We start from the raw sequence: 11,321 nt of genomic DNA on the forward strand, positions 1-11,321 counted from the left end.
GGCTAATGGCTGGCGGCAGTCGCGCCCATTTCATTGAGCAGCCGGAAGGTCTCGAAGCGCTCCAACGCAAAGGGTTTCAGGATGTCGGGCACGCGGCCCTCGGCGATGGTCTGCGCCATGCGCTTGCCGGCGACGGGCGTCGCCTTGAAGCCCCAGGTGCCCCAGCCGCAATCGAGCCAGAGATTGGCGAGGGGGCTGGCACCCATGATCGGGCTGTAGTCCGGCGTCATGTCGGTGATGCCGGCCCATTGCCTCAGCAGCCGCACGCCCTGCAGGAAGGGGAAGAGGTGGATGGCGCCCTCGGCGAGGTGCTCCTTCATGTCGAGCGTCGAGCGCGTCGAATAGAGCTGGTAGGGATCGGAGCCGCCGCCGATGACGACCTCGCCGCGCGAGGATTGCACGAGATAGGTGTGCAGCGAAACGGAGGAGACCAGCGTGTGCAGCCAGGGTTTCAAGGGCTGGGTCACCATTGCCTGCAGCGGATAGCAGCGGATGGGAAGCTCGACGCCGGCCTTCAGCGCGACGTCATAGTTCATGCCGCCGGTGGCGATCAGCACCTGGCCGCAAGCGACGCGGCCCCTGTTCGTCTTGACGGCCTGGACCCGGTCGCCGACGACCTCGAAGTCTTGCACCTCGGTGCGCTGGTGGATCTCGACGCCACGTCGCGACGCCTGGGCGGCGTAGCCCCAGGCGACGGCGTCATGGCGCGCCGTCCCGCCGTCGGCATGCCAGAGCCCGCCGAGGATTTCGAGCGGACCGCCATAGTCCATATTCAAAAGCGGGCAGAGCTCCTCGACGCCCTTCTGGTCGACGACCTCGGTGCGCGTGCCCATATGCTTGCCCATTTCGGCACGCATGTGGAAGCTGCGCAGCGTCGCCTCGCTATGCGCCAACGTCAGCTGGCCGCGCTGCGAGAACATGACGTTGAAATCGAGCTCGTGCGAGAGCCGCTCGAACAGCTCGACGCCTTCCTTGTAGAAAGCGATGCCTTCCGGCGTGATGTAGTTGGAGCGGATGGTGGTGGTGTTGCGCGCCGTGTTGCCGCCGGCGAGATAGGCTTTCTCCAGCACCGCCACACTCTTTATGCCGTGGTACTTTGCAAGGTGATGCGCACAGGACAGTCCATGCCCGCCGCCGCCGATGATGACGACGTCATAGGCCGGCTTCAGTTCGGGCGTGGCGGGGATGTCGCCGCTCACCGGATAGTCCCTGCTGAGACCGTATTTCAGGAGCCTGAGGGGCATTGCGGGCTCAGCTCGAAATCTTGGGAGGATCGTAGAGCAGCGCCGAGAGATCGGAGAAGCGGCTGTTGCGGTCGTCGAGCGAAAGCACCGCGTTGCGGATCGCAGCGGCGCGGCTAGATCCGAGCACGGGCGCGGCGAACTCCATGTATTTGGCCTCGACGTCCTGCCTGGTCATCGGCGCTTCCGGGCCGCCGCGCGCATGCACGTCGCCGGACGCCAGCACACGTCCGTCCGTCGTCGTGATGACGACGTCGGCCCAGCGGCCGGCCGGGAAGCGGACGCTGTGGCGTTCGGTTTCGGTCACGGTGATGCGCGTCAGCATGTCCGCGACCGTGGCGTCCACGAGCCCGGCGCCGGAAATATGCTCGAGCCCGATGCGCCGATGGAGGATGAAGGTCGCCACGGCGAAGCGCAGGCTGTATTGCGCCTTCGAGGTCGTGTCCGGCATGCCGTCGAACAGCGTTGTGGCATAGTGGAAGCTGTTGACCTGGACATGGCCGATGTCGGACGGGGCAAGGTTGTGCGCCAGGCAAAGTCCACGCACGGCATCAATGGCCGCATGTGCCCAACGGCAGATCGGGTAGGGCTTTACATATTGATGGAGCGACTGCCAGAAGACGCCGAGATCCTGCCAATGCGCCGCGACCTCCGGCGCCTCCACCGTGATCGCCGGCGCGCCGGTGAAGCCACGTTCGGCAAGCACCGCCGCGGAGAGGCCTACGAGAGCGCCGAGGCCGGAGCCGTCATGCAGCATTGTTGGCGTGGCGATCTCGCGCATCATCTGGCTGCGCGGGCCGTGATACTCGGCAATGCCCAGCGCCTCGCGCAGTTGCGTTTCGTCGAGCCGCCGCAAGCGTGCCGCCACGGCCGCCACGCCCAATGCATTCCAGGCGCCGGAGGTGTGGTAGTCGCTCACCGTCGCATGCAAGGCGACGCCGGCCCGGCCGGCGACTTCGTAGCCGACGACCAGGGACGCCAGCGCCTCCGGCCCGGTGAGGCCGGGCCTCGCCTCCGCCAGTGCTGCAAGCGCCGGCACGACCGCCACGCCGATATGGCCTTTGGTGGGGCTGTAGCCGTCGTGGGCGTCGAGATTGTCGATCTGCGTGGCGACGGCATAGGCCGCGCCGGCAATGCTGGCGCGCCGTCCGTCGAACAGCATGCGGGCGGAATATTGCGGGTCGCCCGAGCCATAGAGCAGGACGGCGGCGTCGCGGGCGATGCGGCCTGCCTCCATCGGTCCTGCCGCAACGGCGATGCCCAGCGTGTCGAGCAGGAGGTAACGGGCCTGTTCGAGCACCGGCTGAGGGAAGACGGAAGCTGGACGCCGCAGCACGAAATCGGCCAGGCGTGTGAACGTGTCGGAACTGACGACAGGCCCCTCACGCCGGTATGACGGCACAGCCACGCGCTTATCTCCCCTGTCTTCTCACAACATCATTAAATTGGGTTCATCGCGCAGGCACGCGATTAGTTTGGCGGCTTTGGCCAAAAATATTGATGCCATGTCGCTTGTCTGCGATTGAACGCCCGGTTGCCCATGCGATAGCTAGGCAACTGTGGAACAGGAGACCGGGATGAAGCCGCCACCCCCCTTGAACTATATCCGCTCGTTCGAGAGCTCGGCCAGGCATCTGAGCTTTACCACCGCTGCCAAGGAACTGGGCTACACGCAAGCCGCGGTCAGCACGCATGTGCGCGCGCTCGAACATTATATCGGCCGGCAGCTGTTCATCCGCTATCCGCGCAGCCTGAAGTTGACCGAGATGGGGGAGGCGTTCCTGCCGACCTTGCGCCAGGCGCTCGATCAGATCGACCAGGCGACTGAGGCGATCGTCGCGTCCTCTCGCAACCGGACAGTCGTGGTTTCGTGCCCGATGAGCCTTGCGGAAAACTGGCTGGCGGGCTGCATGGCCGCCTTCCGCAAGAGGCATCCTGAGATCGAGATCGTCCTGCACGGCACGATCTGGGAGGATCTGAACGAGCAGATCGCCGACATCACAATCTCCACGCGGCGTTTCGATGACAGGCCGCCGGCGGCGATCCCGCTCTGGAACGACGAACTGGTGCTGCTCTGCGCCCCTGCCTTGCTCGAGGGCGAGCATGCGCTGAAGACGCCGCAGGACATGCTAAAGGTGGACTGGATCTTCGTGCATGGCCGCCAGGAATACTGGCAGGCGGTGACCGAGGCGCTCGGCGTTGACATGGAGGACCATGACAAGGGCCTGTCGACCAACGCCTCCAACATCGCGCTCGAGCTCGCCGCGATGGGGGCGGGGCTCGTTGCCACGCAGCGCTCGCTGGCGCATGCCTATATGCGCCGCGGGCTTCTCGTCGAGCCGTTTCCGGTGCGGCCGCCAAGTCCCTGGAATTACTATCTCACCGAGAGCCAGCTTTCGAAGGGAAATATCGCCCGAACAGTGAGGGAATGGATCTTGTCCAGGGCCAAGGAAGACGCCGCCCGACCATAGGGCTATCCGCTCCTTCAAAAATTTAGCTAGCCAATGCCATTGTTTTTTTAGGCCTCAAGGGCCGGTTTTCTGCGGTTTGTGAAGGGTCGAGCCCTTCCGCGATTTTTGCATCACCCCTAACATGCTGAGCCGCAAGGGGAATGCAACGGGCGGAAAGCCCTGAACCGGAGAACAACGATGACAATGTTCAAGAGCAACGGTGACCGCGTGCCGGCGGTCATCGAAAGCTACGCAGCTGAAGTCAAAGGCGGGCGGATGGACCGCCGCGAATTCCTAGCCATGGCAAGCGTGATGGGTGCTTCAACGGCGCTTGCCTATGCGATGGCAGGGATGGAGCCGGCCAAGGCCTCGGCAGCCGTGCCCGGCAAGAAGGGCGGCATCCTGAAGATGCAGATGATCATCAAGGACATGAAGGATCCGCGCGCCTGGGACTGGTCGGAAATCGCCAATGTCATGCGCCAGTGCAACGATTACATGATCCGCTACACCACCGACTTCACCTTCGAGGGCCATTTGGTCGAGAGCTGGGAGGTGAGCGACGACGCCACCGAATACACGCTGCATCTGCGCAAGGGCGTGAAATGGTCGAATGGCGACGACTTCAACGCCGACGACATCGTCTACAACATCGAGCGCTGGTGCGATAAGGCGGCCGAGGGCAACTCGATGGCCGGGCGCATGGGCTCGCTGATCGACGCCGCCACGAAAAAAGCTACCAAAGGCGCCATCACCAAGCTCGACGACCATACGGTGAAGCTGAAATGCAATCAGTCCGACGTCACCATCATCCCGGGCTTCTCCGACTATCCGGCGGTCATCGTCCATCGCGACTTCGACAAGAACGGCGCCAATATGCTGAAGACGCCCGGCACCGGCCCGTATGAGCTGATCTCCTACAAGGTCGGCGAGTCCGCCTCGGTGCGGCGGCGCAAGGATTTCACCTGGTTCGGCGGCGAGCCCTATCTCGACGGCGTCGACTGGATCGACTACGGATCGGACGCATCCAACCCCGCCATCGGCAGCGCCTTCGAGGCCGGCGAGATCGACTGCAACTACCAGACGGTCGGCGGCACGGTCGATCTCTATGACAGCATGGGCCTGGTCAAGGAGCAGGTTGTCACCGCCGGCACGATCGTGCTGCGCACCAACGTGACCAACAAGCCCTATGACGACAAGCGCGTGCGCAACGCCATCCAGCTTGCGGTCGACAACGAGACGGTGCTGAAACTCGGCTATAGCGGCTTGGGGCAAGTCGCTGAAAACCACCATGTCTGCCCCATCCATCCGGAATATTACGAACTGCCCAAAGTCCCGCGCGACCTGGCCAAGGCAAAGGCGCTGATGGCCGAGGCCGGCCTGACGGATCACGAGTTCGAGCTGATCTCCTACGACGCCGACTATGTGAAGGACCCGGCCGATGTCGTCGCTGCGCAGATGCGCGACGCCGGATTCAAGGTCAAGCGCACCATCATCCCGGGCTCCTCGTTCTGGAACGACTGGACGAAATATCCGTGGTCGACCACCGACTGGGGCATGCGGCCGCTGGGGGTGCAGGTGCTGGCGATCGCCTATCGCAGCGGTGAAGCGTGGAACGAGTCCGGCTACGCCAATCCGGAGTTCGACAAGAAGCTGAACGAGGCGATGGCCATTGCCGACCCGGCCAAGCGCAAGGAGCTGATGAAGGACGTGGAGTTCATCCTGCAGGACTCCGGCATCCTGGTCCAAGCGTTCTGGCGCTCGCTCTACCGCCACCACGCCACCTATGTGAAGAACCTCGGCATGCACCAGACGTTCGAACTGCAGCTCGACAAGGTCTGGTTGGATAGGGCCTAGACCGGCAGCTCAAACACCATTCAGGGGCGCGGTTTGCGCCCCTGAATTCGCTGGCGACTGCGACCGATCAGTCAGCTAATTGAAATGCCAAAGCGCTGCCAAAGAGCGCGAAGCAAAGTCGCCGAACAAAGGGAAGAAATCTCGATATGCGTACTCATGCACAAGCCGTTGTCATTGGCGGTGGTCTGATCGGCTGCTCGATCCTCTATCATCTCGCCAAGTTCGGCTGGACGGATGTCCTGCTTCTGGAACGCAGCGAGCTGACCTCCGGTTCGACCTGGCACGCGGCCGCCAACATCCACGGCCTGCATGATTCCACCAATATCAGCCGGCTGCAGCACTACACGATGGCGCTCTACAAGGAGCTGGAAGCGGAGACCGGCCAGGGCTGCGGTATCTTCCAGCCGGGTTCGCTCTATCTGGCCCAGACCGAGGCCCGCGAGCATCAGCTGCGGCTGCAGGAAGCCAAGGCGCGGCGCTACAAGATGAACTTCTACGAGGTCGGTCGCGACGAAGCGGAGCGACTGCATCCGCTGGTCGATTTCGACGGCATTCGCTGCGTCATGTATGAGCCGGAGGGCGGCAATGTCGATCCGTCGGGCGTGACGGCGGCTTACGCCGCAGGGGCGCGGCAGCGCGGCGCGGAAATCCATCGCTTCACCCCGGTCACGGCGACCGAGGCGCAAGCGGACGGCAGCTGGATCGTGCGCACGCCAAAGGGCGATATCCGCACCCAATGGGTAGTCAACGCCGCCGGCCTGTGGGGCAGGGAGGTCGCCGCCATGGCCGGGCTGCAACTGCCGCTGATCCCGACCGAGCATCAGTATTTCGTCACCGAAACCATTCCGGAAATCGCTTCGATAGGACGGCGGCTGCCATCGGTCGCCGATCGCGACGGCGAATATTATCTGCGCCAGGAAGGTTTGGGGCTGCTGATCGGCGCCTACGAACGCAACATGAAATTCTGGGCCGAGGACGGCACGCCGATGGATTTCGGCCATGAGCTGTTTCCCGACGATCTCGACCGCATCGAGGAAAACATGATGCGCGCCATCCAGCGCGTGCCGGCGGTCGCGGCCGCCGGCGTCAAGAAGGTGATCAACGGTCCGATGATCTGGTCTCCCGACAGCGCGGTGCTGTTCGGACCGGCGCCGGAGCTCAGCAATTATTTCTGCTGCAACGGCATTATCCCCGGCTTCTCGCAATCAGGCGGCATGGGCAAGCTCGCCGCCGAGTGGATGATCGAGGGAGAGCCTTCGCTCGACATGTTCGGCTGGGACATGGCGCGCTTCGGCCATTGGGCCGGCAAGGCCTTCACCAAGGCGCGCGTGCAGGACCAGTACAGCCACCGTTTCAAGATCCATTTCCCGAACGAGGAGCGCGCCGCCGGCCGTCCGGTGCGGACACGGCCGGTTTACGAGATGCAGAAGGAGATGGGCGCCGTGTTCGGCCTCAACTTCGGCTGGGAGCATCCGCTGTGGTTCGCGGCCGAAGGCGAGCCGCGCGAGGAAACGATCGGCTTCACTCGGCAGAACTGGTGGGGGCCGGTCGGCCGCGAGGCCCGTATGCTGCGCGAGTATGCCGGCATCATCGACATCTCCAATTTTGCCAAATACGAGGTGAAGGGTCCGGGCGCGGAGGCCTGGCTGAACGCGCTCTTCGCCAACCGCATGCCGATCAAGGTCGGCAACTCCTGCCTGACGCCGCTGATCGGCAAGCGCGGCGGCATTGCCGGCGACTTCACCGTGACCAGACTGGCGGAAGACGAGTTCATGGTGATCGGCTCGGGCATGGCCGAACGCTTCCACCAGCGCTTCTTCAAATCGGTGCCGCTGCCGGAAGGCACGAGCTTCCGCTCGCGTACCGAGGATCTCGGCGGCTTCAACGTCGCCGGCCCGAAATCGCGCGAGCTCCTGCAGCGGCTCACCAATGATGATCTGTCGAACGATGCCTTCCCGTTCATGCGCTCGCGGCAGATCACCGTCGCCGGCGTCGACGTCGTGGCGTTGAGGGTTTCCTTCACCGGCGATCTCGGCTGGGAGCTGCACTGCAAGTCGGCCGACCAGGTCGAGCTCTACCGCGCGTTGCTCAAGGCGGGCGCGGAAGTCGGCGCCGGGCCGGTCGGCTCACGGGCGCTGATGTCGCTGCGCGTCGAAAAGGGCTATGGCAGCTGGAGCCGCGAATACTCGCCGGAATACTGGCCGCAGGAGGTCAAGCTCGATCGCCTGATCAAGACGGACAAGCAATTCCTCAACCGCGACGCCTATCTCGCCGTCGCCGACAAGCCGGCGCGGGATGAACTCATCATGCTTTCCGTGTCGGCCAAGGACGCGGACGCCACCGGCGGCGAGCCGATCTTCCTGCCGGACGGCACGCCGATCGGCCAGGTGTCATCGGGCGCCTATGGCTATTTCGTCGCTCAGTCGCTGGCGATGGGCTACGTCAAGGCCGGAACCGCCAAGGCCGGCGACAAGGTGACTGTCGCCATCCTCGGGCGGCCGCATGATGCGGTGCTGCTCGCGCATCCGCCCTTCGACCCGGAGGGCAAGCGGCTGCGGTCGTAAGTCGCCAAGCCGCTGGAAGCGCACGAAATTCGAAGAGGGCCTCAACTACGAAAACAAAAGGGGAATCGCATGATCAAACGGCATTTGCTGGGCACGATGCTTGCCCTGGTTCTGACGTCCGCCGCGCAGGCGGCCGACGTTAAGGTGGTCAACGACGACGCGTGGTTCGCCGAAGGTCCGAGCTGGTATCAGGACAAGCTGTTCTACGTCGAATATGGCCGCGGCACGGTCACCGTCTGGGACGGCAAGAAGAACGACATTTTCTGGAAGATGGATGGCTGCGGCCCCTCGGCCGTGCTGCCGACCACCACCGGCGAGTTCCTCGTCACCTGCTACGACAACAACACGATCGGCCGCATCTCGGCCGACGGCAAGACGCTGCCTGCCTATGACAAGGACACGGACGGCAAGCCGTTCATCGGACCGAACGATTTCGCGCCGGACAAGGATGGTGGCGTCTATTTCACGGGCTCCGGCAAGGGCGGTCCGCTGATCGACGCTTCGGCCTATTACATCGGCAAGGACGGCAGCGTGAAGAAGGTCGCCGGCGACCTGCACAATGCCAACGGCCTTGTCATGTCGAATGACGGCAAGATCCTCTATCTGGTCGAGACCGAGGACAACCGGATCATCGAGTTCGACGTTTCGTCCGACCACACCTTGAGCAACCGCCGCGTGTTCCTGCGGCTCGACGATCTGTTCCCGAACCAGCCGCATATCTGGCCCGACGGCATCAAGATGGACAAAGAAGGCGAGATGTATATCGGCCAGAGCCCGCGCTCGCTCGACTCGCCAGGCAAGATCATCGTCGTGGACAAAGACGCCAAGCTCTTGCGCACGCTTTCGGTGCCGTCGCCGTCGATGCCGAACTTCGCCTTCGGACCGGACGAGAAGGTGCTTTATGTGATGGCGCTCGACCAGATCGATGCAGCACCCTGGCACGGCAAGGTCTATGAGGTGCCGAATAAATAGAGACTTCGCTGGTAACGGCTCGGTGGCTTAGCCGCCGAACCGGTCCAGCCAGTGGCGGGCGAGGTCGGAGCGGCGGCAGACCCAGATGTCGGGATTGGCGGTGATCTTGTCGAGGAAGCGATCCAGCCCGACCATTCGCCCCGGCCGCGCCGCCAGCCGGCAATGCAGCGACACCGTCATCATGCGCGGGGTCTTCTGGCCTTCCTTCAGCAGCCAGTCGACGCCGTCGCTGACATAGTCGAAGAACTGGCTACCGGTCTCCAAGCCTGAACCGCGCGAAAAGCGGCTGTCATTGTTGTCGAAGCTGTGCGGCACGACGAGGTGCCGCTTGGCGCCGACATCGACGAAATAGGGCAGGTCGTCATTGTAGTCGTCGCAGTCGAACAGGAAGCCGCCATGCTCGACTACCAGCCTTCTCGTGTTGAGGCTTGGCCGGCCGGTGTACCACCCGAGGGGATCGATGCCGGTGATGTTTCGCACCGTGTCCACCGTCATGGCGATGTGCTGGCGCTCTTCCTCCTCGCTGAGCGGGGCGTAGTCGATCCAGCGCCAGCCGTGGCAGACGATGTCGCTGCCAAGTGCTGCGATCGCCTTGCCAGCCGCCGGGTTGATCTCAAGCGCGCGCCCGACAATGTAGAAGGTCGGGATGACGCCCTTGTCCCGGAACAGCGAGATGAGCCGCCAGACGCCGACACGCGAACCGTATTCATAAAGCGATTCCATGTTGCGGTTGCGCAGGCCCGGCACGGCGGGCGCGACGGCAAGGTCGGACAGGATCGTTTCGGAAACGCCGTCGCCTTCGCCGATCGAGTATTCGGCACCTTCCTCGTAATTGACGACGATGTTGAGCGCCAATTTCACGCCGCCCGGCCACTCGGCCGGCGGAGGCCGCTCGCCATAGCCGATGAAATCGCGGGCGGGCAGATACGGCGCGTCTGACGTCATGAAATCCCCTCGGATGAAGCCCTTACCAGCATTGCCGGTCGCGCAGGGCGCCCAGGATACGCAGCGCGCGGTCCATGACTTCCTGCGGCCCGATCGTGATGCGCAGGCAGTCGGTCAGGCCGTAACCGGAGAGGCCGCGCACGATAATGTCGACGCCGCGCAGGGCACTGTCGGCGGCGGCCGCTGCCGCCGCGTCGGCAAAGCGGATCAGGACGAAATTGGTCCGGCTCTCGGGGACCTCATATCCGGCGGCTCGCAAGCCTTGCGCGAAGCGGTCGCGAATGTCGGCGGTGCGGGTTACGATTGCGCGCATATAGGCTTGGTCCTCTAGCGCCGCGGCGGCCATGGCGAGGCTCACCGTCGAGACCTGGTTGGAGTTCTGCATCTTGCGCACCTCGGCGGCGATCCGCGGCGCGAACAAGCCCCAGCCGATGCGCGCGCCGGCCAGCCCATATGCCTTGGACAGACTACGCAGGATGACGGTGTCGCCGCGCCCGGCCAGCGCGAAGACGGCTTGCGGATCCTGATCGTCGAATTCGCCATAGGCTTGGTCGACCATCAGGAGAACGTCGCCGGGAAGGGCCGCGCGCAGGCGCAGCAGCTCCGCGTTCTTGATGCGCGTGCCGGTCGGGTTGCCCGGATTGCAGACGAACACGATACGTGTCGCCGACGTCACCGCCGCCAGGACGGCGTCGATCGAGACCTCAAAGCCGCGCTCCTGCGCTTTGGCATAGGTCGCCCCGACGCGCGCGGCCGGCGAGGCGGCGAAATTATAGGCATAGTCTGTACCCAGCACGTCAGCGCCCGGTCCGGCGAAGGCCGCGATGGTACAGGCAATCAGCTCCATCGAACCCGCGCCGCACAGGATGAGATCACGCTCGATCCCATAGGATCTTGCGATCGCGTCGCGCAGCAAGGTCCAGTCCGGGTCCGGGTAGAGATGGCTGCCTGCCACAGCGACCCGGCCGGCTTCGATTGCCTTCGGGCTAGGCGGGAAGGCGCTCTCGTTCTGGGCTAGCGTGGGCCGGTCGAAGCCACCGAAATTCGCCAAGGCAAAAGCGGACATGGCCTGGACATGGGTAGTTGCTTTCACAGGCACGGCATATCCATGCAGGTCTGGCGACCAAATTTGTCGGCAAGGTCTTCCGGAACGGAAGCTATGGCACCGCGACCAAGCCGCAAAGCAAAATTAGCCGGTGCAATGACTGCGGGAATCTGGCCCATGGGAGGGGCCATGTCCAGGCTCTTTTCTTGGATCACATAGGCCGGCCTGAAGTCTCTGCTATCAGCGCCTC

8 protein-coding genes are annotated in these 11,321 nt (G+C 63.9%); 4 read left to right on the plus strand and 4 right to left on the minus strand.

The annotated features are described in order from the left end of the window. Positions 1-2: 2 nt before the first annotated feature. Positions 3-1,244, minus strand: coding sequence for an FAD-dependent oxidoreductase (locus tag CK219_RS20515; RefSeq protein WP_095768567.1), 1,242 nt, complete (start codon positions 1,242-1,244; stop codon positions 3-5). Positions 1,245-1,251: 7 nt separating this feature from the next. After that, on the minus strand, positions 1,252-2,649 hold the full coding sequence (locus tag CK219_RS20520; RefSeq protein ID WP_245340556.1) for an MmgE/PrpD family protein: 1,398 nt from the start codon (positions 2,647-2,649) through the stop codon (positions 1,252-1,254). A 169-nt stretch (positions 2,650-2,818) separates the two neighbouring features. Between CK219_RS20520 and CK219_RS20525 the strand changes: the two genes are divergently transcribed. From CK219_RS20525 to CK219_RS20540, 4 genes are all read left to right on the plus strand, one after another. Then, positions 2,819-3,712, plus strand: coding sequence for a LysR substrate-binding domain-containing protein (locus CK219_RS20525; RefSeq protein WP_095768685.1), 894 nt, complete (start codon positions 2,819-2,821; stop codon positions 3,710-3,712). Between the two features lie 177 nt (positions 3,713-3,889). Next, the gene (locus CK219_RS20530; RefSeq protein ID WP_095768568.1) at positions 3,890-5,545 is read left to right on the plus strand and encodes an ABC transporter substrate-binding protein; all 1,656 of its coding nucleotides are present in this window, start codon (positions 3,890-3,892) and stop codon (positions 5,543-5,545) included. Positions 5,546-5,691: 146 nt separating this feature from the next. Then, positions 5,692-8,109 (plus strand): FAD-dependent oxidoreductase, encoded by a 2,418-nt coding sequence (locus CK219_RS20535; protein WP_095768569.1) that lies wholly within the window; start codon positions 5,692-5,694, stop codon positions 8,107-8,109. A 69-nt stretch (positions 8,110-8,178) separates the two neighbouring features. Then, on the plus strand, positions 8,179-9,081 hold the full coding sequence (locus tag CK219_RS20540; RefSeq protein WP_095768570.1) for an SMP-30/gluconolactonase/LRE family protein: 903 nt from the start codon (positions 8,179-8,181) through the stop codon (positions 9,079-9,081). A 27-nt stretch (positions 9,082-9,108) separates the two neighbouring features. Here the strand turns inward: CK219_RS20540 and CK219_RS20545 are convergent, their stop codons facing one another. Both CK219_RS20545 and CK219_RS20550 read right to left on the minus strand, forming a co-directional pair. Continuing rightward, positions 9,109-10,026 (minus strand): allantoinase PuuE, encoded by a 918-nt coding sequence (locus tag CK219_RS20545; protein ID WP_095768571.1) that lies wholly within the window; start codon positions 10,024-10,026, stop codon positions 9,109-9,111. 22 nt (positions 10,027-10,048) lie between these two features. Then, positions 10,049-11,125: a histidinol-phosphate transaminase gene (locus CK219_RS20550; RefSeq protein WP_245340557.1), complete on the minus strand. Its 1,077-nt coding sequence runs from the start codon at positions 11,123-11,125 to the stop codon at positions 10,049-10,051. Between the last annotated feature and the right edge of the window lie 196 nt (positions 11,126-11,321).

Source organism: Mesorhizobium sp. WSM4313 (assembly GCF_002294725.1).
Lineage (GTDB): Bacteria > Pseudomonadota > Alphaproteobacteria > Rhizobiales > Rhizobiaceae > Mesorhizobium.